Source organism: Agromyces sp. CCNWLW213, from assembly GCF_037199545.1.
In the GTDB taxonomy this organism is placed as follows: domain Bacteria; phylum Actinomycetota; class Actinomycetes; order Actinomycetales; family Microbacteriaceae; genus Agromyces.
In genome coordinates this window covers 123,132-147,109 of the sequence record NZ_JBBBDX010000001.1, presented here as the reverse complement: position 1 = coordinate 147,109, position 23,978 = coordinate 123,132, and the positions used below count along the sequence as shown (strand labels likewise).

Here is a 23,978-nt window from a genome sequence, read left to right as displayed (position 1 = left end):
TCAGTACCTCACCCTCGGGTCGATGAACGCCGCGATGATGTCGACGACGAAGTTGGTCAGGGCGACGATCACGGCGAGCAGCGCGACGATGCCCTGCACGGCGACGAAGTCGCGGGACTCGAGGAACTCGGCGAGGATGAAGCCGAGCCCCTTCCATTCGAAGGTGGTCTCGGTGAGCACCGCACCGGCGAGCAGGAGCGCGATCTGCATCCCGATCACCGTGATGATCGGGATGAGCGCCGGACGGTACGCGTGCCGCTTCAGCAGGCGCCGTTCGCTCACGCCGCGCGAGCGCGCCGCGTCGACGTAGTCCGTGGCGAGCGTGCCGATCACGTTGGTGCGGACGAGGCGCAGGAAGATGCCCGCGGTGAGCAGCCCGAGCGCGATCGCCGGCAGGACCGCGTGCGCGAGCACGTCGGCGAGCACCTCGGGGTCGCCCGTCAGGATGGCGTCGATGGTGTACAGGCCCGTCCGGGTGTCGAGCAGCTGCATCTGGATCTCGGAGCTCACGGTGGCGCGCCCCGCGACGGGCAACCACTTCAGCCAGACGGCGAAGACGAGCTTGAGGAGCAGTCCCGCGAAGAAGATGGGGATCGCGTACCAGAGGATCGCGAGCACCCGGTAGACCGCGTCCTGCGGCTTGTCGCGGTGGTACGCGGCCCGGAGCCCCAACGGGATGCCGACTGCGAACGCGACGATCAGCGAGTAGAACACGAGCTCGAGCGTGGCGGGACCGTAGGTCAGCAGCACCTCGATGACCGGGCGGTTCGTCGTGATGGTCTCGCCGAAGTTGCCGGTGAAGATCTGCCCGAGGTACTCGACGTACTGCACCAGGATCGGCCGGTCGTATCCGGCCTCGGCCCGCAGCGCTGCGAGCTGGTCGGCGCTCAGTCGACCGCCCTGGGCCGCGGTGATCGGGTCGCCGGTCGTGCGCATCAGGAAGAAGACGACGGTGACGAGGATGAAGATCGTGGGGAAGATCAGGAGGAAGCGGATCAGCAGGTACCGGGCGAAGCCGCCGCCCTGCGCCTTCGCCTTCGGCCGATCCGGTTGGGGTATGCCCTCGGACGGGGAGACGGTGTCAACAGTGGTGCTCATGGATTCCTCAGGGGTACAGGGGAACGGGGGCGACCCGCGGTAGCAGATCGCCCCCGTCGTCGAGCTTCAACGACTCTAGCCCGTGACTAGCCCTTCGAGAGCGCCGCGTAGCGGAACTTGAACGACGCGTCCAGGGTGTCTTCGGCACCCTCGACGTCGGCGCCCACGACCGCGATCTGCGCACCCTGCATGTACGGGATCGTGGACAGGTCGGCGGCGACCTTGTCCTGGATCTCGCCGATGAGCGCCTCGCGCTCGGCGGGGTCGGCCGTGACGGCCTGCTGCAGGATGAGGTCGTTCACCTCGGGGTTGTCGTAGTGGTTCGACAGGAAGTTCTCCGTGAGGAAGAACGGCGTGAGGTAGTTGTCGGCGTCCGAGTAGTCCGGGAACCAGCCGAGCTGGTACGCGGGGTACAGGTCGGCGACCCGGTCGTCGGAGTACTGGACCCACTCCGTGGACTGGAGGTTCACGGTGAAGTGACCCTCGGCCTCGAGGCTGTCCTTGATGACGGCGTACTCGTCGGCCGACGAGGGGCCGTAGCGCTCCGCGACGTACTGGATGCTGATGTCCAGCGGCGTCTCGATGCCGGCGGCCTCGAGCACCTCGGTGGCCTTGGCCGCGTCGGGCGCGCCGTTGCCGTCGCCGTAGAGCCCCTTGAGCGACTCGGTCGCACCGGTCAGGCCCTCGGGCACGTACGAGTACAGCGGCGTGAAGGTGCCCTTGTAGACGTCCTCGGAGATCGCGTCGCGGTCGATGAGGTGCGCGATCGCCTGGCGCACGGCGAGCGCCTTGGCCGGGTCGGCCTCGGGCGTCTCGGCACCGAACGGCATCGTGTTGAAGTTGAAGACCAGGTAGCGGATCTCGCCGCCGGGGCCGTCGACGACCTTCACGTTGTCGTTGCCGCGGAGGTCCTCGATGTCGGTCGCGCTGAGCGTGCGGTGCGCGACGTCGATGTTGCCCTCCTGCACGTCGAGCTTCAGGTTCGACGCGTCGGTGTAGTAGCGGACGTTGACCGTCTCGGTCTTGGCCTCGCCGAGGATGCCCTGGTAGTCGGGGTTCGCCTGGTACGACACGAGCTCGTTGAAGTTGTAGCTCGTGATCGTGTACTGGCCGGCGAACGCCTCGCCCTCGACGATCTCGTCGTCGGAGGTGAGCGCGTCGGGCGAGAAGACGTCCTCGTCGACGATCGGACCGACCGGGCTCGACAGGATCTGCGGGAAGATCTGGTCGTTCGGCGACTTCAGCTTGAACACGACGGTCAGGTCGTCCGGGGTCTCGACGCTGTCGAGGTTGTACAGCAGCGAGGACGGGCCGTTCGGATCGGCGATCGCGAGCTGGCGGTCGAACGTGAACTTCACGTCGGACGAGGTGAGCTCGTTGCCGTTGGCGAAGGTGAGGCCCTCCTTCAGGGTGACCGTGTACTCGCTCTCCGAGGTGAACTCGGCCGACTCGGCGATGTCGGGCTCGACATCCGGGCTGCCGTACGGGGTGTTCAGGAGGAACGGGTACACCTGGTTCATGACGGCGAAAGAGCCGTTGTCGTAGGAGCCCGCCGGGTCGAGCGCGGTGATCTGCTCGGTGGTGCCGATGGTGAGCGTGCCGGCGGCGTCGCCGCCCTCGTCATCGCTGCCGCCGGCCGTGCAGCCGGTGAGCGCGAGGGCCGCGGCGGAGAACCCCGCGGCGAACGCGAGCGCGCGCCGGCGGTTCGTGGATGCGGATGCCATATCCGTCTACCTCTTCCTGTCGGGTGATCGCGCGCGGGGTCGCCGCGTCGCGATCTGGTATCTCTCAGGCCTAGCACACGCCCCGCGCCGCGCTCCGGCCGGTGTCCCCCACCGCTGCCGAATGTGACCGTTCTGCAACCTTGCGCTCATCTGCGCAGGTCGCCCCTGAGTGCCCCTCAGTTCGACGCGCTCCGAGACGGATGCGCTCGAGGCGACGGGTGCGCCGCCGTCAGTCGTCGCGCAGCTGCCGGCGCTCGTTCTCGAGGTCGACGAGCGCCCTCTGGATGACGGCGAACGTCGCCGTGTCGGCGCGGTCGGTCCGCTGGAGCCGCCCGAGCAGTTCCTGCTTCTGGCGCAGCAGCTCCCGGTCGACGAGCGCGGCGACCACGCCCCGCACGTACGCGGTGAGCTCGACGGCGTTGCGCTGCGGCACCGGCAGCACGGCGAGCTGCTGAACGATCGAGGCGAACGGCGCGGGCACCTCGGCGACCACGCGCTCCACCGTGACGGTCGCGGTCGCGGTCGCGCCGATTCCCGCCGGCCCGGCCGACACGCCCGCGAGGGCCGACGCGATGCCGTCGCGCACGACCGCGAGCGTCGCGTTGCCGAACCGGCAGTCGACGCCCCGGCGGAGCAGGTCGATCCCGAGCCGGTCCGGGTACTGCAGCATCGCCTGGAGCGCATCCCGCTCGAGACGCGTGGCCGGGTCGTTCGGCAGGTGACGGATCGAGTAGGCGCGCTCCGCCGCCCCGTCCGCCGCCGCTGCGTCGGAGGCCGGCGGGGCGCCCGTTCCGCGCCGGTCCTCGCCGGGACGACCTGCGTGGGGTGGGCGGTCGCGACGATCCCCCCCGGGCTCGGCATGCGCCCCGCGACCCGCGGCGCCGCGGTCGCGGCTCTCCGCTGCGCGCACGGCACGGCCGACCTCGCCGAGCTCGACGCCCAGCATGCGGGCGAGCTCGCGCGTGTACCCCGGCCGCAGCGCCGGGTCGCGGATGTCGGCGACGATGGGCGCCGCCGCCCGCAGCGCGTTCACGCGCCCCTCGACCGTCTCGAGGTCGAATCGCGAGAGCGTGTGCCGGATCACGAACTCGAACATCGGCGTCTTCGCCTCGACGAGTGCGCGCACCGCGCCGTCGCCGCGCGCGAGGCGCAGGTCGCACGGGTCGAGGCCGTCGGGTGCGACCGCGACGAAGGTCTGGGCGGCGAACCGCCGCTCTTCGCCGAACGCGCGCATCGCGGCCTTCTGCCCGGCCTCGTCGCCGTCGAACGTGAACACCACCTCGCCCACTCCGGAGTCGTCGCCGAGCACCCTCCGCAGCACCTTGATGTGGTCGACGCCGAACGAGGTGCCGCAGGTCGCGATGGCGGTGGTGACTCCCGCAAGGTGGCAGGCCATGACATCCGTGTACCCCTCGACGACCACGACGCGGTGCGTCTTCGCGATGTCGCGCTTGGCGAGGTCGAGCCCGTAGAGCACCTGGGCCTTGTGGTAGATCGCGGTCTCCGGGGTGTTCAGGTACTTGGGGCCGTTGTCGTCCTCGAGCAGGCGCCGGGCGCCGAATCCGACGGTCTGGCCGGTCACGTCGCGGATGGGCCACACGAGCCGGCCCCGGAAGCGGTCGTAGACCCCGCGGTCGCCCTGCGAGACGAGACCGGATGCCGCGAGCTCCTCGGTCGTGAAGCCCCGGCCGCGCAGGTAATTCGTGAGCGCGTCCCAGCTCTTCGGCGCGAAGCCGACGCCGAACCGGCGGGCCGCCTCGGCGTCGAAGCCGCGCTCGCCGAGGAAGCGCCGGCCGACCTCGGCCTCGGGCGCGCCGAGGCGCTCGACGAAGAACTCGGCCGCGGCCTGGTTCGCCGCGAGCAGGCGGGCGCGGTTGCCGTGCTCGGCCGCGGGGCCGCCGTCCTCGTAGTGCAGCTCGAACCCGATCCTGCCGGCGAGGCGTTCGACCGCCTCGGAGAACGAGACGTGGTCCATGCGCTGCAGGAACGTGTAGACGTCGCCCGACTCGCCGCATCCGAAGCAGTGGTAGAAGCCGCGCTGCGGCGTGACGTGGAAGCTGGGGCTCCGCTCGTCGTGGAAGGGGCAGAGGCCCTTGAGCGATCCGACGCCGGCGGACTTCAACGACACGTGCTCGCCGATGATGTCGGCGATGTTCGTGCGGGCCTTCACCTCGTCGACGTCGCTCTGTCGAATCCGGCCCGCCATGGTGTTCATCCTATTCGGCGGATGGCGCGCGGCGGCCGGTGGAGCCGCTCATCGCTGCACGAGGCGCTCGTACCAGGCGAGCGCGGACTGGTCGGTGAGGCTCGCGACCTGGTCGACCACGACCCGCTTGCGGGCCGAGTCGTCGGCGGCCCGGCGCCAGTCCTCGGCGAAGCCCGCGTCGAGGTTCGCATCGCCCGTCTCCCACAGCACGTCGGCGAGGGCCGTGAGCACCTGGCGCTGCTGGGAGTAGATCGGCTGCCGGGTGTTCCGCGACATGACGAATGCGGCGACGATGCCCTTCAGCACGGCGATCTCGGCCTGGATCTGACGCGGCACCACCACGTCGGCATCGAAGCGGATGAGGCTCGCGACCGGGTGCTGGGCGCGGGTCGCCTCGGTCGCGGCGTGCGCGAACCGCCCGATGAGCTGGCTCGTGAGGTTCTTCAGGGCCGCCTGGTCGCGTCGGCTGCCGTCCCACGACGAGATCCACGCGTCGAGCGAGTCGAGCCGGTCGAACGCCGCGATGAGCTCGTCGTGCCCGATGGCGCCGCCGATCCAGTCGTGCATCGAGGAGACGAGCTCGTCGTGGTCGACCCGCCGGCCGAGCGCGGCGACGTCGATGTAGCCGCCCACGATCGCGTCCTCGAGGTCGTGGACCGAGTAGGCGATGTCGTCCGAGAGGTCCATGACCTGCGCCTCGACGCAGAGCCGTCGCTCGGGGGCACCGCGTCGCATCCACTCGAAGACGTCGACGTCGTCGGCGTAGAACCCGAACTTGTTGCGCCCGCTCGGGTCGCCGACGCCCGCGACCTCGGGCCACGGGTACTTGCAGCTCGCGTCGAGGCTCGCGCGCGTGAGGTTGAGGCCGAGCGGGCGTCCGTCGGGCGAGGACACCTTCGGCTCGAGTCTCGTGAGGATGCGCAGCGTCTGCGCGTTGCCCTCGAAGCCGCCGATGTCGGCCGCCCAGGAGTTGAGCGCCTTCTCGCCGTTGTGGCCGAACGGCGGGTGCCCGAGGTCGTGGGCGAGGCACGCGGTGTCGACCACGTCGGGGTCGAGTCCGAGGCTTCCGGCGAGCTCACGACCCACCTGGGCGACCTCGAGCGAGTGCGTGAGCCGGTTGCGGGCGAAGTCGAGACCGGAGGTCGGGCTCAGCACCTGCGTCTTCGCCGCGAGCCGGCGGAGGGCGCTCGAGTGGAGCAGCCGCGCCCGGTCGCGGGCGAAGTCGCTGCGCCGGCGGTTCTCGTGCTGCTCGGGCAGGAAGCGTTCGGCGTCGGCCTCGTGGTAGCCGCCGAAGAGTCGGTCGCGCACGCGCTCAGCCGCCCGACGTGTCGAGCTCGGCGTCGACGAGCGTCGTGCGGTCGTGGCCGACGAGGTCGCGCGACTCGAGCCAGCGATCGGGCAGCGCGGGGTTCTTCGGTGTGCCGGCGCGCCCCCGCGGCCCTTCGGCGCCCTCGCCGGGGTACGGCGTCGACCAGTCGAGCGTGCCGAGCAGGTCGTCGAGCTCGGCGAGCGACTCGACGGTCGCGAGCCTCGCCCGCAGGTCGCCGCCCACCGGGTACCCCTTGAAGTACCAGGCGACGTGCTTGCGGATGTCGCGGCACCCGCGCTCCTCGCTGTCGAAGAACTCGGTGAGCAGCTCGGCGTGGCGGCGGAACGTGCGGGCCACGTCGCCCAGCGTGGGCTCGGCCTTGACGCGCTCGCCGCGGAACGCCGCCGCGAGATCGCCGAAGAGCCACGGCCGGCCGAGGCATCCGCGGCCCACGACCACGCCGTCGCACCCCGTCTCGTCGACCATGCGGAGCGCGTCGTCGGCCGACCAGATGTCGCCGTTGCCGAGCACCGGCACGCTCGTGACGGTCTGCTTGAGCTCCGCGATCGCCGACCAGTCCGCGTGGCCGGAGTAGAACTCCGCCGCGGTGCGGGCGTGCAGCGCGATGGAGGCGACGCCCGCGCCCTCGGCGATGCGCCCCGCCTCGAGGTAGGTGAGGTGGTCGGCGTCGATGCCCTTGCGCATCTTGATCGTGAGCGGCACGTCGCCCGCCGCCGTCACCGCGCCCTCGACGATGTCGCGGAACAGGCCCGACTTCCACGGCAGCGCCGCTCCCCCGCCCTTGCGGGTGACCTTGGGCACGGGGCAGCCGAAGTTGAGGTCGATGTGGTCGGCCCGGTCTTCGGCGACGAGCATCGTGACCGCCTCGGACACCGTCTTCGGGTCGACGCCGTAGAGCTGGATGGACCGGGGCGTCTCGGACTCGTGGTGCGTGATGAGGCGCATCGACTCGGGCGTGCGCTCGACGAGCGCGCGGCTCGTGATCATCTCGCTGACGTAGAGGCCGGCGCCGAACTCGCGGCACAGCCGCCGGAACGCGGTATTGGTGATGCCCGCCATGGGGGCGAGGACGACCGGCACCTCGAGGTCGAGGCCGCCGATCGTGAGCGGGCGGGCGGGTTCGGTGGTCGTAGGCATCACCGTCGATTCTCCCAGACGACCGGGCCCTCCCGCCCGGCGCGGCCGCGGGTCGGCCTAGGATGCCGACATGGCCGCACTGTGGAGGATGGCATGACCGCGTTCGAGGGGCTCGCCGGCGTCGAGCGCGTGCAGGCGGATGCCGCGGCGCGGGGCCTCGACATCCAGGTGATCGAGCGGCCCGCCGCCCGCAGTCTCGACGAGGCGGCGCAGCTGCTCGGCATCACCCCGGCCGACATCGTGAAGTCGCTCGTGGTGAAGAAGAGCGACGACACGTACGTGTTCGCGCTCGTCCCCGGCGGCCGCAAGATCAGCTGGCCGAAGCTGCGCGCCCTCCTGTCGGTCAACAAGCTGCAGCTGCCCGACGCGTCGCTCGCCCTCGCTGCGACGGGCTACGAGCGCGGCACGATCACGCCGCTCGGATCCACGCACGACTGGCCGGTCGTCGTCGACGCGACGATCGCCGGCCGGCGCGTCTCGATGGGCGCGGGCGAGCACGGCCGCAGCCTGTTCGTCGACGCCGATGCGCTCATCGGCGCGTTCGACGCGACGGTGGCCGACATCAGCGACCCGGAGTAGCACCGCCCGTACGCGGCGCGCGCCCGTGGAGCCGCGCGGGGACGGGAGTCGAACCTACTCGGCCGCCGCCGCCGGCACGATGCACACGTCGCCCTCGCAGACGACGCCCGCACCGCCGAGCATCGTGAACGGCGCCGGCGCGGCATCCGTCTCGCGGCCGGTCATGCGGCGGCGCCGTCGCGCTCACGAGCGACCTGCGTCAGGACCTGCGAGAACACCTCGGCCGGCTGCGCCCCGGAGACGCCGTACCTGCCGTCGAACACGAAGAACGGCACGCCCTGGATGCCGTACGCGCCGGCCTGCGCGATGTCGGCCTGCACGGCCGACCCGTACCGTCCGGATTCGAGCGCCTCGCGCGCGGCGTCCGCGTCGAGCCCGACCTCGGCCGCGAGCGCGACGAGCTCGTCGACGCGGCCCACGTGACGACCCTCGGTGAAGTAGGCGCGGAACAGGCGCTCGGACAGCTGCAGCTGCAGGCCGTGCTCCTTCGCGAAGTGCAGCAGTTCGTGCGCCTTCAGCGTCTTGGTGTGCACGACCGTGTCGAAGTCGTACGAGAGACCCGCCTTCGCGGCGATGCCCGTGACGCGCTCGAGCATCTGCTCGACCTGTGCGACCGGGAGCCCCTTGCGGTGGGCGAGGAAGTCGACCGTCGAACCCGCGTAGTCGACCGGCGTGTCGGGCGAGAGCTCGTACGAGTGGTACTCGATCTCCACGGCGGGTGCGGCGTCGCCGAGCGCCTCGATGCCGCTCTCGAGGTGCCGTTTGCCGATGTAGCACCAGGGGCACGCGATGTCGGACCAGATGTCGATCTTGATGGGGGATGTCACGCTGAGGGCAACGGACGCCGCACCGGGCGTATTCCCGCAGCCGCACGCGCCACGGCGGGAACGGCGCGATCGGGCGGCGACGAGGTGCTCACGCGCCCGCATCCTCCGCGGGCCGGTCGACGGCGCCGCCGAAGCGCCGGTTGCGCGACGCGTACAGTTCGATCGCCTGCCAGAGGTCGGTGCGCGAGAAGTCGGGCCAGAGCGTGTCGAGGAACACCATCTCGGCGTACGCCGACTGCCACAGCAGGAAGTTGGAGGTGCGCTGCTCCCCCGAACTGCGCACGAACAGGTCGACGTCGGGCAGGTCGGGCACGTAGAGCCGCTTCTGGATGAGCTTCTCGGTCACGGCAGAGGGACGGAGGCGACCGGATGCCACGTCGTCGGCGATCGAGCGGACCGCGTCGACGAGCTCGTTCCGCCCGCCGTAGTTGACGCACATCGTGAGCGTCATGGTGTCGTTGCCGGCGGTGAGCCGCTCGGCGTACTGCAGCTCGTCGATGACCGAGCGCCACAGGCGGGGCCGGCGTCCGGCCCAGCGGATGCGCACCCCCCACTCGTTGAGCTGATCGCGCCGGCGGTGCAGCACGTCGCGGTTGTAGCCCATGAGGAAGCGCACCTCGTCGGGCGAGCGCTTCCAGTTCTCGGTCGAGAACGCGTAGACCGAGAGGTGCTTCACGCCCGCCTGGATGGCACCCGCGACGACGTCGAGCAACGCGGCCTCGCCGGCCTTGTGACCCTCGATCCGCGTGAGGCCCTGTCGGTTCGCCCACCGGCCGTTGCCGTCCATCACGATCGAGACGTGCTCCGGCACCGAGCCCTTCGTGAACGCGGGCGGGTGCACGCCGGTCCAGTCGAGCGGGCGGTACGGCACCGCGTCCTTGTGGGTGTAGGGCTTGGGGGTCACTGGGGCGATGCTCCTCGGGAGACATGGGAGAGCGAGCGCAGTCCGCGCTCGAGGTGCCATTGGGTGTAGGCCGCGACGATGCCACTGGCCTGGGCGCGATCGCGATCGGATGCGGCCTCCGCCATCGCCCAGTCGCCCGCGAGCAGCGCGCCGAGCAGGTCGACCGTGGCCGGCGCGATGCGGGGCGCGCCGGGCGGCGCGCACTCGTCGCACACCACGCCGCCGAGCTGCACGACGACCGACGTGTGCGGGCCGGGCCGGCCGCAGCGTGCGCAGTCGACGAAGCTCGGCGCCCAGCCCGCGATCGCGAGCGCGCGCAGCAGGTACGAGTCGAGCGTGAGCGCGGATCCGTGCTCGCGTCGCGAGAGCGAGCGCAGCGCGCCGACGAGCAGCAGGTACTGCTGCGTCGAACCCTCCGCCTCGGTGACGCGGTCGGCGGTCTCGACCATCGCGTTCGCGGCGGTGTACGCCTCGTAGTCGTCGACGATGTCGGCCCCGTACGAGCCGATGGTCTCGGCCTGCGTGATCACGTCGAGCGTGCGGCCCTCGTAGAGCTGGAGGTCGGCGACCATGAACGGCTCGAGCCGCGAGCCGAACTTCGACGCGGTGCGCCGCACGCCGCGCGCGACCGCCCGGACCTTGCCGTGCCGCCGTGTGAGCAGCGTGACGATGCGGTCGGCCTCGCCCAGCTTGTGGGTGCGCAGCACGACGGCGTCATCTCGGTACACGGGCACTCGTCGATTCTCCCACCGACCACCGAGGTCGGCGGCGCGACGGGCGCACCGACCCGTACGCGTCACGGCCGGCGTGACGGCAGAATGGGTCGGGTGACCTCGACGTCCGCTCCCATCCTCGTCACCGGCGGGACCGGCACGCTCGGGCGCGCCGTCGTCCCGCGCCTGGCCGCGCACGGATACGACGTGCGGGTGCTGAGCCGGAGCGGCGCCCCGGGCAGCGTTCGCGGCGACCTCGAGACCGGCGAAGGCCTCGAGTCGGCGCTCGACGGCGTCGGAGCGGTGCTGCACCTCGCCACGAACCTCCGCGACGACACCGAGCTCACGCGCAACCTCGTGCGCCTCGCCGAGCGCTCCGGTCGGCCGCGGATGATCTACCAGTCGATCGTCGGGATCGACCGCATCCCGCTCGGCTACTACGGCGGCAAGCGCGCCTCGGAGCGCATCGTCGCCGAGTCGCGCCTGCGGTGGACCGTGGTCCGGGCGACGCAGTTCCACGATCTCGTCGCCTCGCTGTTCGCGGTGCAGCGCTTCTCGCCCGTCGTCTTCGCACCGGCGTTCTCGTTCCAGTCGATCGACGTGCGCGACGTGGCTCGGCGGCTGGTCGACGTGCTCGAGGCGGATGCCGCGGGGATCGTGCCCGACATCGGAGGTCCCGCCACGCGAACCGCCCGAGACCTCGCTCGCGCCTACCTCGCGGCCCGCGGCTCCCGGCGCCCGACCGTGCCGTTCCGCCTGCCCGGGACGCGGTTCGCGGCCTTCGCGTCGGGCGCGAACCTGGTGCCGGGCGAACCGTACGGGCGGATCAACTTCGAGGAGTACCTCCGAGCTCCGACCGGCGAACCGGGTCCGCCCGGCGGACCCGAGGACATCGCGCGATGACCGTCGCCCCGTTCGAGATCCCGCTCTGGACGGACCTCGCGGCGGTCGGCATCGGCGCCCTGCAGGGCGCCATGTTCTCGGGCCGGCTGAAGGACCGGCGCCTCGACCTGCTCGGCGTGGCGCTCATCGGCATCCTCGTCGGGCTCGGCGGCGGCCTCCTCCGCGACATCCTGCTGAACCAGCTGCCCGCCGCGATGCAGAGCAACTGGTACCTCGTCGTGGCGACGCTCGCGGCACTGCTCGGGATGGCGCTGCTGCGCCTGTTCACGCGCCTGAACCCGCTCATCATCGCGCTCGACGCCGTGACGATCGGCCTCTTCGCGGCGATCGGCACGACGAAGGCGCTCGCCTACGGCGTGCCGGAGGTTCCGGCGGTGTTCGTCGGCGTCGTCTCCGCGGTCGGCGGCTCGATCCTGCGCGACGTCTCGCTGAACCTGCCCATCGCGCTCATGCACGTCGGGTCGCTGTACGCGGTCGCGGCGGCGGCCGGCACGGTGCTCATCGTCGTCCTGGTCGGCCTCGGCGCGAACATCACGGTCGCCGCGATCACGTGCGTCGTGGTCACGACGCTCATCCGGCTCGGATCGGTGCGCTTCGGCTGGAGCCTGCCCGAGCAGCGCGCGATCGCGAGCTGGCGGGTCTGGCGGCGCCGCTGACCGACGCCCACCCGGGTGCGGGCGGAGGCGACGGTTGCCGCTCCCGCCCGCCCACGACGTCAGGCGAGCGCCGGCGCCTCCGCGTCCTCGCGCACGCGCGCGGCGCGGAGCGCACGGTTCACCGCGGAGACGACGGCCTTGAGCGACGCCGTCGAGATGTCGGCGTCGATCCCCACGCCCCACAGGGTGCGCCCCGCGACCTGGCACTCGACGTAGGCCGCCGCGATGGCGTCGCCGCCGGAGGACATGGCGTGCTCGTTGTAGTCGAGCACGCGCACGTCGACGCCCTCGGCGGCGAGCACCGAGAGGAACGCGGCGACCGGACCGTTGCCGGCGCCGTCGGCGTCGACGCGCTCGTCGCCGTCGCGGAGGCCGACGCGGACGCGCACGTCGCCCGTGAGGTCGCTCTCGGTGCGGAGCGACAGCAGCTCGAACCGGCCCCACTTGTCGTCCGGTCGATCCTGCGGCGCCGGCAGGTACTCGTCGTTGAAGATGCGCCAGATCTCGTCGCTCGTGACCTCGCCGCCCTCGGCATCCGTCTTGGCCTGCACGACGCCCGAGAACTCGATCTGGAGGCGCCGCGGCAGGTCGAGCGCGTGGTCGCTCTTCAGGAGGTAGGCCACGCCGCCCTTGCCGGACTGCGAGTTCACGCGGATCACGGCCTCGTAGTTGCGGCCGATGTCCTTCGGGTCGACCGGCAGGTACGGCACCGCCCAGACGAGGTCGTCGACCGTGCCGCCGCGCTCCGCGGCGCGCGCCTCCATCGCCTCGAAGCCCTTCTTGATGGCGTCCTGGTGTGACCCCGAGAACGCCGTGTAGACGAGGTCGCCGGCCCACGGGCTGCGCTCGTGCACGCGCAGCTGGTTGCAGTACTCGGCGGTGCGCTTGATCTCGTCCATGTCCGAGAAGTCGACCTGCGGGTCGATGCCCTGCGTGAACAGGTTCATGCCCAGCGCGACGAGGTCGACGTTGCCCGTGCGCTCGCCGTTGCCGAACAGGCACCCCTCGATCCGGTCGGCGCCGGCCATGTAGCCGAGCTCGGCCGCCGCGATCGCGGTGCCGCGGTCGTTGTGCGGGTGCAGCGAGAGGATCACGTTCTCGCGGTGCGCGAGGTGCCGCGACATCCACTCGATGGAGTCGGCGTAGACGTTGGGCGTGGCCATCTCGACGGTCGCCGGGAGGTTGATGATGACGTTCCGCTCGGGCGTCGGCTCGAGCACCTCGAGCACGGCGTTGCAGACCTCGACGGCGAACTCGAGCTCGGTGCCCGTGTAGCTCTCGGGCGAGTACTCGTAGTACACGGTCGTTCCCGGAACGGTCGACTCCATCTCGCGGCACTTGCGCGCGCCGTGGAGGGCGATGTCGATGATGCCCTGCGTGTCGGTGCGGAACACGACCTCGCGCTGCAGCACGCTCGTCGAGTTGTAGAGGTGCACGATCGCCTGCTTGGCGCCGCGGATCGACTCGTACGTGCGCTCGATCAGGTGGTCTCGCGCCTGCGTCAGCACCTGGATCGTGACGTCGTCGGGGATCGCGCCCTCGTCGATGAGGCTGCGCACGAAATCGAAGTCGGTCTGGCTCGCCGACGGGAAGCCGACCTCGATCTCCTTGTAGCCCATGCGCACGAGCAGGTCGAACATGATGCGCTTGCGCTCGGGGCTCATCGGGTCGATGAGCGCCTGGTTGCCGTCGCGCAGGTCGACCGCGCACCAGCGCGGCGCCTTCTCGATGCGCTGGGACGGCCACGTGCGATCGGGCAGGTCGACACGGATCTGCTCGTGGTACGGGCGGTAGCGATGCACCGGCATCGCGGAGGGCTGCTGGGTGTTCTTCATGAGGTGCTCTTCTCGCTCTTCGGGGGTTTCAGCCGACGACGGACTCCGCAGCGAGGGAGGCCTGTGAACTAGGACTCGCTGCGGCAGCTAAGGAGAAGCAGGCCGTGAAGCACGCGACAAGGCTAACATCCGTGCACCCGCGGACGCAGCCCCGTGACGGACCGCCCCCGCGGGCGCGCGGACCGGGTCGGATGCCGCCCCCCGAGCTCCGGCATCCGACCCCCTCGCTCACCCGACCGCGAGCGCCTCGACGGGCGAGACGCGGGCGGCGCGCCGGGCCGGGGCGAGCGAGGCGACGATCGTGAGCACGATCGCGGCCACGACGACGAGGCCGAGCACCGGCCACGGCATGACCGGGGCGATGAGCAGCGCCTCGCCCGTGGCACCGCCGAGCAGCGACTGGGCCCCCGCCCAGCCGTAGGCGACGCCGAGCCCGACGCCGACGACGGTCGCGGCCGCCGTGAGGGCCGCCGCCTCGGCGACGACCATCCCGCGCAGCTGCCGCCGTTCGAAGCCGAGCGCGCGCAGCAGGCCGAGCTCGCGCGTGCGCTGCAGCACGCTGAGCGACAGCGTGTTCACGAGGCCGATGGCCGCGATGAGGGCGCTGAACCCGATGAGCACGCTGAAGACCGCGACCGTGGCGTCCACCATCGCCTGGATGCCCGCGACCAGCTCGGGACGGTCGGCGACCGACTCGAGCATCAGCACCCGGTACGACTCCATGGCGACCGCGAACATCGTCACGAGCGTCACGCCGATCACGAGGCCGATGGTCATGCGCGAGCTGCGCTCGGGGTTCCGGACGGCGTTCTCGGCGGCGAGGCGCGCGGAGGGGGATCGCCCGAGCACGCGGCCCACCGCACGCAGCACCGGCGGCATGACGACGTGGGCGCCGAGCACGATCCCGGTGAACGAGAGGATCCCGCCGATGAGCCCCACGAAGACGCCCAGCGGGGTGACCAGCCCGGCGACCACGCCGAGCGCGAGCAGGACGACGCCGAGGACGGTGAGCGTGAGCGCGGTGGCGTTGCGGCCGCGCCGCGCCCGGAGCTCCTCGTGCGAGGACTCGTTCGCGCCGCCGAGCGCCTCGGCGGGTCGTACGGCCAGCACGCGACGCGACCCCACCCAGGCCGCGAGCCACGTCGTGATCGCGACGACCGCGGCCGGCGGCACGACCCAGAGGTTCGCCCAGTCGTACGGCGCGTCGGGGATGACGTCGGCGAGGACGGCCCACCGGCCGAGGCCCCACGCCGCGAGCGATCCGAGGAGCACCCCCGCCAGCGCACCCGCCGTGCCGACGACGAGCCCCTCCTTCGCGATCGCCGCGCGTTGCGACCGCGCGCTCGCCCCGACGAGGCGCAGGAGCGCGATGGTCCGGGTGCGCCCCGCGACGACCGTCGCCACGGTGTTGGAGGTCACGATCGCGCCGACGTAGACCGCGATGACGATGAAGACCCACGCCGTGATCGCGAGCATGAGCATGGCGGTGCCGGATGCTGCGGCGGCGTCGTCCTCGCGGATGGCGGCGCCGAGCAGTCCCGTGACGTGGAGCAGCATCGCGCCGAACGCGGAGGCCAGCGTCGCGACGGTGAATGTCGGCCATTGATCGGCGAGGCTCAGGCGACTCATGCCGCGGTCTCCATCGCGAGCATGTACGTCGCGATCTCCTCGGGCGTCGACCGGGTCGCGTCGCGCACGATGCGCCCGTCGGCGAGGTAGAGGATGCGGTCGGCGTGGCTCGCGGCGACCGGGTCGTGCGTGACCATCGCGATCGACTGGCCCGACTCGCGGCTCGCCTCGGCGAGGATCGCGAGGACCTCCCGACCGGTGCGCGAGTCGAGGTTGCCGGTCGGCTCGTCGGCGAAGACGAGGTCGGGGCGCGTGGCGAGGGCGCGCGCGATCGCGACGCGCTGCTGCTGCCCGCCGGAGAGCTCGTGCGGACGGTGACGAAGTCGCGGAGTGAGCCCGAGCCGGTCGAGCAGGCCGTCGATGACGACGCGCTCCTCGCGCGACGGCGCGCGTCCGTCGAGCTCGAAGGGCAGCAGCACGTTGCCCTCGACGTCGAGCGTGGGCACGAGGTTGAACGACTGGAACACGAACCCGACGCGGCGACGGCGGAGCACCGTCAGCGCGGCATCCGGCAACTCCGTGATGTCGGTGTCGCCGAGCCAGGCGCGACCCGACGTGGGCGAGTCGAGCCCGGCCATGATGTGCATGAGCGTCGACTTGCCCGAGCCCGACGGGCCCATGACGGCGGTGAACTCGCCGCGACGGAGGCCGAGCGAGACGTCGTCGAGGGCGGTGACGGCGCCGGCGCCCGCGCCGTAGCGCTTGCCGAGCCCGGCGACGCGGGCGACGAGTCCGAGGTCTGAGGGTTGGATCTGCATGCCTTCGACGCTATGGACGCGGCGCGGTGCGGCGCGTCCGCCGATCGGCTCGCGCACGTCATCCGGTCGGCGGACCCCGACCGTCGCGACGTCAGTCGATCGGCAGGTCGTGCTCGTACGCGAAGACGACGAGCTGCACGCGGTCCCGCAGGCCGAGCTTGGCGAGCACGCGGCTCAGGTGCGTCTTCACCGTGGCCTCGCCGAGGTACTCGGATGCCGCGATCTCGGCGTTCGAGAGGCCCTTCGCGGCGAGGCGGAAGATGTCGCGTTCGCGTGCCGTGAGATCGGCCCACGCCGCCGGCGCGACACGGCGGCCGCTCCCCCTCGTCGTGCTCGCGATGAGCTCGCGGGTGGCGTTCGCGGCGATCACCGCGTTGCCGCGGTGCACCGTGCGGATCGACGCGAGCAGGAACTCCGGTTCGGCGTCCTTCAGCAGGAAGCCGCTCGCGCCGGCCCGGATCGCGCGCGCGGCGTTCTCGTCGAGGTCGAAGGTCGTGAGCACGAGGATGCGCGGAGGCTGCCGGCCGTCGCGCTCGGCGTCGGCCAGGATGCGCTCGGTCGCCGCGATCCCGTCGAGCTGGGGCATCCGCACGTCCATGAGCATGATGTCGGGACGGCTGCGCTCCGCGAGCGCGATCGCCGCGCGGCCGTCGGCGGCGTCGCCCGCGAACACGAGGTCGGGCTGCGACTCGATGAGCATCCGGATGCCGGCCCGGAACAGCGCCTGGTCGTCGACGAGGGCGACGCGGATGCCGCTCACGAGGCGACCTGCGCGGGGATGCGGGCGGTGATGCGGAAGCGTCCGTCGTCGAGGGAGTCGGCGGCGAACGTGCCGCCCGCGAGCTCGGCCCGCTCGCGCATGCCGGGGATGCCGTGGCGGGGACCGGGCGCCACGTCGTGGGTCGGTTCGCCGTTCGCGGCATCCGCCACCGCGTTCTCGACCTGCACGGCGACACCGCCCGGGCTCCAGTCGAGCGTGAGGTGGACCGGGGACGCCGTGTCGCCGTGCCGGAGCGCGTTCGTGAGGCCCTCCTGAACGATGCGGTACACCGCGATCTGGTGGCCCGCGCCCAGCGGCACGCGCTCGCCGCGCTCGGTCCGGCGCACGTCGAGCCCGGCACCGCGCACCTGCTCGAGGAGGTCGTCGAGATCGTCGAGCGCCGGCTGCGGCGCCTCGCCCTCGCGGTGCCGGAGCTCGCCGAGGAGGAGCCGCACGTCGCCGAGCGCGCCGCGCGCGACACCCGAGATGGTCTCGAGCGCGTCGACGGCCGCCTCGGGCCGGGTGCGCGCGGCGAAGCGCGCCCCGTCGGCCTGTGCGATGACGACGGCGAGCGAGTGCGCGACGACGTCGTGCATGTCGCGCGCGATCCGCGAACGCTCCTGCTCGACCACGTAGCGGTACTCCGCGTGCTCGCGTTCCCGTCGGTCGAGCTCGGCGCGCCGCCGCTGCTCGCGCGAGTCGCGCGCCGTGCGGACGAGCAGCCCGACCGTCCACGCCAGCACGAGTCCCGCGAGTGCGGCACCGAAGAGCAGCGCGGCCCACATCAGGCGTCCGAGCGTGTCGGTCGTCACGGAGCCCGAGCCGTTGATGATCGGCATCACCACCGAGAGGTACGTGGAGGCGAGCACCGCCCCCGCACCGGCCGAGCCGAGTCCCCACCATCGGACGGCCTTCGAGCCGTGCGCCGAGGTCGAGTAGACGACGACGAACACCGCGGCATCCGCCGGCTGCAGCTCGCGCAGCATGAGCATCTGCGCGCACGCCGCGACCCACGCCACCACCAGCGCCGCACCGGGCGCCACGCGGCGCAGCACGAGCGCCGCAGAGAACAGCACGACGACCACGAGGTCGGGCCAGCCGCCGACGAACGCGTAGAGCACGCACACTGCGAAGAACAGGGCGGCGAGGATGCCGTCGACGATGAGCGTGGCGCGGTGCGTGGAGATGCTCACCGATCCACGGTACGCCCCGCCCGCACGCTTCCAGGCGGGTGGGCGCGGGAATCATCCCCGAGGCGGACCCGGACGCCACAATGGAGACGGAGGCACGATGCAGGCGCGAAGGACCAGGGCCGGGATGGTCGCGGTATCCGCGCTGCTCGTCGCGCTCACCGGCTGCGCCGCGGACCGCGGCGGCGCGGCCCCGGCCGGCGGCCACGACCCTGCGCTGCCGACCACGCTCCCCGTGATGGTCACCGAGGTGCACGCGGTCGGGACGGTGCTCCAGCTCGACGAGGACGCGCCGCAGCTGTGCCTCGGTGCGATCGCCGAGTCGTACCCGCCGCAGTGCGGCGGACCCGAGATCGCCGGGTGGGACTGGGACGGCGTCGAGGGCGAGGAGTCCGCGTCCGGGGTGACCTGGGGCGCCTACGCCGTGTGGGGCGACTGGGACGGCGAGACGGTCACGGTGACCCGCGAGCCGATCCTCGCGGCGCTGTACGATCCCATGGTCGAGCCGAACGCGCCGGACCCGTGGGATCCCGCCCTCCCGGAGGGCCCGCTCAGGGAGGACGAGGCGAGCGCGCTGCAGTCCCGGCTCGAGGGCGTGGTGCCCGGTCTGCTCTCGTCGGCTCCGGTCAACGGACGCCTCGTGGTCGAGGTGCGGTTCGACGATGGCACCCTGCAGCGCGCGTTCGACGAACGCTACGGCGAGGACGCCGTCGTGGTCATCGCGCAGCTCCGTCCGGCCGACTGACCACGAGGAGGTGGAGGTCGCCGGCCGCTTCGAGCAGGCGAACGCTGCGTCCCGCGATCTCCCGACGACTCGCTCAGAACCCGAGCCGGCCCAGCTGCTTCGGGTCGCGCTGCCAGTCCTTGGCCACCTTCACGTGCAGCGCCAGGTACACCTTGCGGCCGAGCAGGCCCTCGATCTGGGCGCGAGCGCGCTCGCCCACCTCGCGGAGGCGCGCTCCGCCCTTGCCGATGATGATGCCCTTCTGGCTGTCGCGCTCGACGTACAGGTTCGCGTAGATCTCGAGCAGGTCCTTGTCGTCGCGCTCGATCATGTCGTCGACCGTCACGGCGATCGAGTGCGGCAGTTCGTCGGACACACCCTCGAGGGCGGCCTCGCGCACGAACTCGGCGATGCGCTCCGCCGTGTCCTCGTCGGTCACGGCCTCGGCCGGGTAGAGCGGATGCTCCGACTGGGGCATGAGCTGGAGCAGCTCGTCGACCAGCACGTCGAGCTGCTCCCCCTTCGGCGCCGAGACCGGGATGATCGCGTCCCACTCGCGCAGCTGCGACACGGCGAGCAGCTGCTCGGCGATTCTGGCCTTGTGCGCGGCATCCGTCTTCGTCACGATGGCGACCTTCTTCGCGCGCGGGTACTGCTCGAGCTGCTCGTTGATGTACCGGTCGCCGGGGCCGATCGCCTCGTTCGCGGGCACGCAGAAGCCGATCACGTCGACATCGCCCAGCGTCGTCTGGACGAGCGAGTTCAGGCGCTCGCCGAGGAGGGTGCGCGGGCGGTGCAGGCCCGGCGTGTCGACGACGATGAGCTGGCCGTGGTCGCGGTGCACGATGCCGCGGATGGCGCGACGCGTCGTCTGCGGCTTGGAGCTCGTGATCGCGACCTTCTCGCCGACGAGCGCGTTGGTCAGCGTCGACTTGCCGACGTTCGGGCGGCCCACGAACGAGACGAATCCGGCGCGGTACTCGGTCATGGGCGGTCTCCCTCGTTCGGTGCGTCGTCGGCGAACGCGGCGCGTACGTCGATGAGCGCCTGGTCGGCCTCGACCAGGATCGTGGCGATGCGATTGCGGCGCCCCTCGGTGCGCTCGGCCTCGAGCGTGAGGCCGCTCACCGACGCGCGGTCGCCGGGCTGGGGCAACCGCCCGAGCTCCTTCGCGAGCAGGCCTCCCGCGGAGTCGACGTCCTCGTCCTCGAGGTCGAGTCCGAACAGCTCGCCCAGCTCGTCGACGGGCAGTCGCGCGTTGATGCGGAACCGGCCCTCGCCGAGCTGCTGCACCTGCGCGGCCTCGCGGTCGTACTCGTCGGAGATGTCGCCGACGAGCTCCTCGATGAGGTCCTCCATGGTCACGAGCCCGGCGATGCCGCCGTACTCGTCGACGACCATCGCGAGGTGGTTCGACTCGAGCTGCATCTGCCGGAGCAGCGCGTCGGCCTTCATCGACTCGGGAACGAACGCCGCGGGCCGGGCCAGGTCGCCGACGGTGAGCGACTCGGCGTCGAGGGGGCGTTCGAACCCGAGCTTGGCGAGGTCGCGGAGGTAGAGGACCCCGGCGATGTCGTCCGCCTCGCGCTCGACGACGGGGATGCGCGAGTAGCCGGCCTTCAGGAACAGCGCCATGGCCTGCGGCAGCTGGGCGGACTGGTCGATGGTGACCATGTCGGTTCGCGGCACCATGACCGCGCGGACGAGCGTGTCGCTGAACTCGAAGATCGAGTGGATGAGCTCGCGATCGCCCTGGTCGAGCACCTCGAGCTCGGTGGCCTCGTCGACCATGCTGAGCAGCTGCTCCTCGCTTGCGACGCCCGCGAAGCGCACCCGGCCCGGCGTGACCCGGTTGCCGAGCGCGACGAGCGCATCGGCGAGCGGACCGAGCAGCAGTCGCACGAACCGGATGATCGGCGCAGAGAGCCGCAGCACCGTGGCCGCGTGGGCGCGCCCCACGCTGCGGGGACTCGCGCCGACGAGCACGAACGACACCGCGGTCATGATGAGCGCCGACACGAGGAGCACCAGCCACACGTCGTCGAGCAGCGACGTGAAGGCGAGGGTGACGAGCACGGCGGCCGTGGTCTCGGCGAGGATGCGCATGAAGTTGACGGCGTTGACGTGCGCGCCGGCGTCGTCGGCGATGGCGCGCAGCGAGCGCTCGGCCCGGGCGCCGACCGACATCTCGATGAGGTCGGCCCGCGAGCTCACGCCGATCGCCGAGTCGACCGCGGCCATGAGGCCGCCGAAGGCGACGAGGACGAGCGCCGCGGCGAGGAGGAGCCAGGGCAGCATCATGGTCAGCGGCGGCGCTCCTGCATGTTGAAGCCGACGAGCAGGTCGCGCTGCAGTCCGAACATCTCGCGCTCCTCCTCGGGCTCGGCGTGGTCGAAGCCGAGGAGGTGGAGGATGCCGTGGGCGGTCAGCAGCTGCAGCTCGTCGAGGAGGGAGTGGCCCGCGGCTTTCGCCTGGGTCTCGGCGACCTGCGGGCAGAGCACCACGTCGCCGAGCAGGCCCGGCGGCGTGGGCTGGTCCTCGGTTCCGGGTCGCAGCTCGTCCATCGGGAAGCTCAGGACGTCGGTCGGGCCGGGCTCGTCCATCCACTGCACGTGCAGCTGCTCCATCGCGCCCTCGTCGACCAGGACGATGGCGAGCTCGGCGTCGGGGTGGACGTGCAGGGCGTCGAGGGCGTACACCGCCAGGCGCTGGAGCGCCGCCTCGTCGACCTCGACGGCCGACTCGTTGTTGACCTCGATGCTCACGTGCTCCTCTTCCTCGGCAGGTGGTCGCGCGGCCCCGCCGCTCGCCGATCGGCGCCGCGGCGCTCCGCGCGGTTCGCGAACTCGCGCGCCTGCTCGCGCTCGAACCGCTGGGCCTGGGCACGCTGGTCGAATTCGGTGTAGGCGTCGATGATGCGCCCGACGAGGGTGTGGCGCACGACGTCGTCGCTCGTGAGGCGGGCGAAGTGGATGTCGTCGACGCCGTCGAGGATGCGGGTCACGAGCCGGAGCCCGGACGAGCCGCCCGGCAGGTCGACCTGCGTGATGTCGCCGGTCACGACCATGCGCGAGCCGAACCCGAGACGGGTGAGGAACATCTTCATCTGCTCGGGCGTCGTGTTCTGCGCCTCGTCGAGGACGACGAACGAGTCGTTCAGCGTGCGGCCGCGCATGTAGGCCAGCGGCGCCACCTCGACGGTGCCGGAGGCGAGCAGCTTCGGCACCATCTCCGGGTCCATCATCTCGTTGAGCGCGTCGTAGAGCGGCCGCAGGTACGGGTCGATCTTGTCGGTGAGCGTGCCGGGCAGGAAGCCCAGCCGCTCCCCCGCCTCGACGGCGGGGCGCGTCAGGATGATGCGGTTCACCTCCTTGCGCTGGAGGGCCTGCACCGCCTTCGCCATCGCGAGGTAGGTCTTGCCGGTGCCGGCGGGACCGATGCCGAACACGATCGTGTTCTCGTCGATCGCATCGACGTACGCGCGCTGCCCCTCGGTCTTCGGCCGGATCGAGCGGCCGCGGGCCGACACGATCACCTGGCCCAGGGCTTCGGACGGCCGGGAGTTCGGGTCGGCGTCGAGCATACGGGCGGAGCTCCTCACTTCGATGGGCGTCGGGTCCTCGCCGCCGCGGACGAGTTCGAGCAGTTCCTCGATGAGCCGGCGCACGCGACGCCGCTGCTCCTCGTCGCCGCGGATGGCGATCTCGTTGCCGCGCACGTGGACGTCGACGCCGGGGTACTCCCGCTCGATGCTCGTGAGCAGGCGGTCCTGGGGTCCGAGGAGGCGCACCATCGCGATGCCGTCGATGTGGATGCGGTCCTCGTCGGTCGGTGCCGCCGCGGCGGAGGGCCGGACCTCGCCCGGGTCGTCAGCGCCCGCCAAGCGATCCCTCCTCGAGCCCGCCGCCGAGCACGTGGGCGTGGACGTGGAACACCGTCTGCCCCGCGGCGGGGCCGGTGTTGAAGATCAGCCGGAACTCGCCGCCGGCCAGGTCGTCGGCGACGCCTCGCGCGACCGAGACGAGCTCGGACAGCAGCTCGGGGTCGGCCGCCGCGAGCTCGACGACGTCGCGGTACTCGCCCCTGCGGGGCGTCACGATGACGTGCACGGGGGCCTGCGGCGCGATGTCGTGGAAGGCGATCACGCGATCGGTCTCGGCGACCATGCGCGCCGGGATCTCGCCGGCGGCGATGCGCTCGAAGATCGTGGGCTCACGCGTTGCGCTCATGTCCCCATCGTAGCGACGGATGCCTCACCACCGCCCGAGCGCGACCGACAGCACGGCGATGGCCGCCGGACCCGCCGTCGAGGTCCGGAGGACCGAGTCGCCGAGCCGCACGGGCTCCGCGCCGGACTCCACGAGCCGGGCGATCTCGGCGGGGTCCATGCCGCCCTCCGGGCCGACGACGAGCGCGACGTCGCGACCGTCGTCACGGATGTCGGAGAGCGGCGTCTCGGCGCCCGGAACGAGCAGCAGCATCCGCTCGCCCGCCAGCCTCGCCGCGAGCTCGCGCGTCGCGGCGACCGGCTCGACCTCGGGGATCCGCGAGCGGATCGACTGCTTCACGGCCTCGCGGACGATGGAGGCCCACCGCGCGCGGCCCTTCTCGGCCCTGGGCCCCTCCCAGCGCGAGACCGACCTGGTCGCCGCCCACGGCACGACGCGATCCACCCCGAGCTCGGTCGCGGCCTGCACCGCGAGCTCGTCGCGGTCGCCCTTCGCGAGGGCCTGGACGAGCGTCAGGCGCGGGGACGGCGCCGGCTCGTCGCGCACCTCGTCGACGACGAGCTCGAGTCGTCGCGCCTCGGTGGCGGTGACCTCGCCTCGGACGATCCTGCCGCGGCCGTCGCCGAGCGCGATGCGCTCGCCCACGCGCACTCGTGCGACGGCGACGGCGTGCCGCGCCTCGTCGCCGTCGAGCGCGACCGACGCGCCCGCGGCGACGCCGGCCAGGTCGAGCGACTCGTCGAGGTAGAGGCTGCTCACTGCGCCATCCGAATCGC

The 23,978-nt window shown here is 71.9% G+C and carries 23 protein-coding genes; 4 read left to right on the top strand and 19 right to left on the bottom strand.

All coding sequences use genetic code 11. The features are described 5' to 3' along the window. From WBQ80_RS00730 to dusB, 5 genes are all read right to left on the bottom strand, one after another. On the bottom strand, window positions 1-1,098 hold the full coding sequence (locus tag WBQ80_RS00730) for an ABC transporter permease (protein ID WP_336573062.1): 1,098 nt from the start codon (window positions 1,096-1,098) through the stop codon (window positions 1-3). An 86-nt stretch (window positions 1,099-1,184) separates the two neighbouring features. Beyond that, window positions 1,185-2,822 (bottom strand): ABC transporter substrate-binding protein, encoded by a 1,638-nt coding sequence (locus WBQ80_RS00725; RefSeq protein ID WP_336573063.1) that lies wholly within the window; start codon window positions 2,820-2,822, stop codon window positions 1,185-1,187. 229 nt (window positions 2,823-3,051) lie between these two features. Beyond that, window positions 3,052-5,028, bottom strand: coding sequence for a DNA primase (gene dnaG, locus WBQ80_RS00720; protein ID WP_336573064.1), 1,977 nt, complete (start codon window positions 5,026-5,028; stop codon window positions 3,052-3,054). A 48-nt stretch (window positions 5,029-5,076) separates the two neighbouring features. Beyond that, window positions 5,077-6,336, bottom strand: a complete 1,260-nt coding sequence (locus tag WBQ80_RS00715) for a deoxyguanosinetriphosphate triphosphohydrolase (RefSeq protein WP_336573065.1) — start codon at window positions 6,334-6,336, stop codon at window positions 5,077-5,079. Window positions 6,337-6,340: 4 nt separating this feature from the next. Continuing rightward, window positions 6,341-7,495 carry a tRNA dihydrouridine synthase DusB gene (gene dusB / locus WBQ80_RS00710; protein ID WP_336573066.1) on the bottom strand — a complete coding sequence of 385 codons (1,155 nt, stop codon included), beginning with the start codon at window positions 7,493-7,495 and terminating at the stop codon, window positions 6,341-6,343. A 93-nt stretch (window positions 7,496-7,588) separates the two neighbouring features. Between dusB and WBQ80_RS00705 the strand changes: the two genes are divergently transcribed. Continuing rightward, complete coding sequence (locus tag WBQ80_RS00705) at window positions 7,589-8,074, top strand: aminoacyl-tRNA deacylase (RefSeq protein WP_336573067.1); 486 nt, start codon at window positions 7,589-7,591, stop codon at window positions 8,072-8,074. A gap of 161 nt (window positions 8,075-8,235) precedes the next feature. On the opposite strand, the gene WBQ80_RS00700 is transcribed toward WBQ80_RS00705, so the two are convergent. The 3 genes from WBQ80_RS00700 to recO all read right to left on the bottom strand — a co-directional run bounded on the left by WBQ80_RS00700 (window position 8,236) and on the right by recO (window position 10,539). Beyond that, window positions 8,236-8,901: a DsbA family oxidoreductase gene (locus tag WBQ80_RS00700; RefSeq protein ID WP_336573068.1), complete on the bottom strand. Its 666-nt coding sequence runs from the start codon at window positions 8,899-8,901 to the stop codon at window positions 8,236-8,238. Between the two features lie 88 nt (window positions 8,902-8,989). After that, on the bottom strand, window positions 8,990-9,805 hold the full coding sequence (locus tag WBQ80_RS00695) for an isoprenyl transferase (RefSeq protein ID WP_336573069.1): 816 nt from the start codon (window positions 9,803-9,805) through the stop codon (window positions 8,990-8,992). Continuing rightward, on the bottom strand, window positions 9,802-10,539 hold the full coding sequence (gene recO / locus WBQ80_RS00690; RefSeq protein WP_336573070.1) for a DNA repair protein RecO: 738 nt from the start codon (window positions 10,537-10,539) through the stop codon (window positions 9,802-9,804). The genes WBQ80_RS00695 and recO overlap by 4 nt, the downstream gene beginning before the upstream one ends. Before the next feature lie 93 nt (window positions 10,540-10,632). Between recO and WBQ80_RS00685 the strand changes: the two genes are divergently transcribed. Both WBQ80_RS00685 and WBQ80_RS00680 read left to right on the top strand, forming a co-directional pair. Continuing rightward, complete coding sequence (locus tag WBQ80_RS00685) at window positions 10,633-11,421, top strand: SDR family oxidoreductase (RefSeq protein ID WP_336573071.1); 789 nt, start codon at window positions 10,633-10,635, stop codon at window positions 11,419-11,421. Further along, window positions 11,418-12,077, top strand: a complete 660-nt coding sequence (locus tag WBQ80_RS00680; protein WP_336573072.1) for a trimeric intracellular cation channel family protein — start codon at window positions 11,418-11,420, stop codon at window positions 12,075-12,077. Before WBQ80_RS00685 ends, WBQ80_RS00680 begins: the two co-directional genes overlap by 4 nt. 59 nt (window positions 12,078-12,136) lie before the next feature. Here WBQ80_RS00680 and leuA read toward each other — a convergent pair whose 3' ends face one another. The 5 genes from leuA to WBQ80_RS00655 all read right to left on the bottom strand — a co-directional run bounded on the left by leuA (window position 12,137) and on the right by WBQ80_RS00655 (window position 18,252). Beyond that, window positions 12,137-13,912 (bottom strand): 2-isopropylmalate synthase, encoded by a 1,776-nt coding sequence (leuA, locus tag WBQ80_RS00675; RefSeq protein WP_336573073.1) that lies wholly within the window; start codon window positions 13,910-13,912, stop codon window positions 12,137-12,139. 228 nt (window positions 13,913-14,140) lie between these two features. Then, entirely contained in the window at window positions 14,141-15,541 is a 1,401-nt protein-coding gene (locus WBQ80_RS00670; protein ID WP_336573074.1) for an ABC transporter permease, read from the bottom strand. Continuing rightward, complete coding sequence (locus tag WBQ80_RS00665) at window positions 15,538-16,299, bottom strand: ABC transporter ATP-binding protein (RefSeq protein ID WP_336573075.1); 762 nt, start codon at window positions 16,297-16,299, stop codon at window positions 15,538-15,540. The genes WBQ80_RS00670 and WBQ80_RS00665 overlap by 4 nt, the downstream gene beginning before the upstream one ends. Window positions 16,300-16,390: 91 nt before the next feature. Beyond that, window positions 16,391-17,059 (bottom strand): response regulator transcription factor, encoded by a 669-nt coding sequence (locus tag WBQ80_RS00660; RefSeq protein ID WP_336573076.1) that lies wholly within the window; start codon window positions 17,057-17,059, stop codon window positions 16,391-16,393. Further along, the gene (locus WBQ80_RS00655) at window positions 17,056-18,252 is read right to left on the bottom strand and encodes a sensor histidine kinase (RefSeq protein ID WP_336573077.1); all 1,197 of its coding nucleotides are present in this window, start codon (window positions 18,250-18,252) and stop codon (window positions 17,056-17,058) included. The genes WBQ80_RS00660 and WBQ80_RS00655 overlap by 4 nt, the downstream gene beginning before the upstream one ends. Window positions 18,253-18,376: 124 nt before the next feature. Here WBQ80_RS00655 and WBQ80_RS00650 point away from each other — a divergent pair, with 124 nt between their 5' ends. Further along, window positions 18,377-18,994: a hypothetical protein gene (locus tag WBQ80_RS00650; protein ID WP_336573078.1), complete on the top strand. Its 618-nt coding sequence runs from the start codon at window positions 18,377-18,379 to the stop codon at window positions 18,992-18,994. Between the two features lie 73 nt (window positions 18,995-19,067). On the opposite strand, the gene era is transcribed toward WBQ80_RS00650, so the two are convergent. Genes era through WBQ80_RS00620 form a run of 6 tightly spaced genes read right to left on the bottom strand, consistent with a single transcriptional unit; the run spans window position 19,068 to window position 23,961 of the window. Beyond that, complete coding sequence (gene era / locus WBQ80_RS00645) at window positions 19,068-19,961, bottom strand: GTPase Era (RefSeq protein ID WP_336573079.1); 894 nt, start codon at window positions 19,959-19,961, stop codon at window positions 19,068-19,070. Further along, a complete protein-coding gene (locus WBQ80_RS00640; protein WP_337282469.1) occupies window positions 19,958-21,271 on the bottom strand; it encodes a hemolysin family protein in 1,314 nt (437 codons plus the stop codon). Before WBQ80_RS00640 ends, era begins: the two co-directional genes overlap by 4 nt. A 5-nt stretch (window positions 21,272-21,276) precedes the next feature. Then, on the bottom strand, window positions 21,277-21,738 hold the full coding sequence (gene ybeY, locus WBQ80_RS00635) for an rRNA maturation RNase YbeY (protein ID WP_336573081.1): 462 nt from the start codon (window positions 21,736-21,738) through the stop codon (window positions 21,277-21,279). After that, window positions 21,735-22,856, bottom strand: a complete 1,122-nt coding sequence (locus WBQ80_RS00630; protein ID WP_442892724.1) for a PhoH family protein — start codon at window positions 22,854-22,856, stop codon at window positions 21,735-21,737. Before WBQ80_RS00630 ends, ybeY begins: the two co-directional genes overlap by 4 nt. Then, entirely contained in the window at window positions 22,843-23,202 is a 360-nt protein-coding gene (locus WBQ80_RS00625; RefSeq protein WP_336573082.1) for an HIT domain-containing protein, read from the bottom strand. The genes WBQ80_RS00630 and WBQ80_RS00625 overlap by 14 nt, the downstream gene beginning before the upstream one ends. Before the next feature lie 24 nt (window positions 23,203-23,226). Further along, window positions 23,227-23,961, bottom strand: coding sequence for a 16S rRNA (uracil(1498)-N(3))-methyltransferase (locus WBQ80_RS00620; protein WP_336573083.1), 735 nt, complete (start codon window positions 23,959-23,961; stop codon window positions 23,227-23,229). Window positions 23,962-23,978: the final 17 nt, after the last annotated feature.

Excerpts from the sequence above, each read along its gene's own strand:
- WBQ80_RS00680 (WP_336573072.1), top strand. The coding sequence starts at position 11,418 with ATGACCGTCGCCCCGTTCGAGATCCCGCTCTGGACGGACCTCGCGGCG.
- WBQ80_RS00670 (WP_336573074.1), bottom strand. The coding sequence starts at position 15,541 with ATGAGTCGCCTGAGCCTCGCCGATCAATGGCCGACATTCACCGTCGCG.
- dnaG (WP_336573064.1), bottom strand. The coding sequence starts at position 5,028 with ATGGCGGGCCGGATTCGACAGAGCGACGTCGACGAGGTGAAGGCCCGC.
- leuA (WP_336573073.1), bottom strand. The coding sequence starts at position 13,912 with ATGAAGAACACCCAGCAGCCCTCCGCGATGCCGGTGCATCGCTACCGC.
- WBQ80_RS00650 (WP_336573078.1), top strand. The coding sequence starts at position 18,377 with ATGGTCGCGGTATCCGCGCTGCTCGTCGCGCTCACCGGCTGCGCCGCG.
- WBQ80_RS00725 (WP_336573063.1), bottom strand. The coding sequence starts at position 2,822 with ATGGCATCCGCATCCACGAACCGCCGGCGCGCGCTCGCGTTCGCCGCG.
- WBQ80_RS00705 (WP_336573067.1), top strand. The coding sequence starts at position 7,589 with ATGACCGCGTTCGAGGGGCTCGCCGGCGTCGAGCGCGTGCAGGCGGAT.
- WBQ80_RS00730 (WP_336573062.1), bottom strand. The coding sequence starts at position 1,098 with ATGAGCACCACTGTTGACACCGTCTCCCCGTCCGAGGGCATACCCCAA.
- dusB (WP_336573066.1), bottom strand. The coding sequence starts at position 7,495 with ATGCCTACGACCACCGAACCCGCCCGCCCGCTCACGATCGGCGGCCTC.
- era (WP_336573079.1), bottom strand. The coding sequence starts at position 19,961 with ATGACCGAGTACCGCGCCGGATTCGTCTCGTTCGTGGGCCGCCCGAAC.
- WBQ80_RS00665 (WP_336573075.1), bottom strand. The coding sequence starts at position 16,299 with ATGCAGATCCAACCCTCAGACCTCGGACTCGTCGCCCGCGTCGCCGGG.
- WBQ80_RS00640 (WP_337282469.1), bottom strand. The coding sequence starts at position 21,271 with ATGCTGCCCTGGCTCCTCCTCGCCGCGGCGCTCGTCCTCGTCGCCTTC.
- WBQ80_RS00625 (WP_336573082.1), bottom strand. The coding sequence starts at position 23,202 with ATGAGCGCAACGCGTGAGCCCACGATCTTCGAGCGCATCGCCGCCGGC.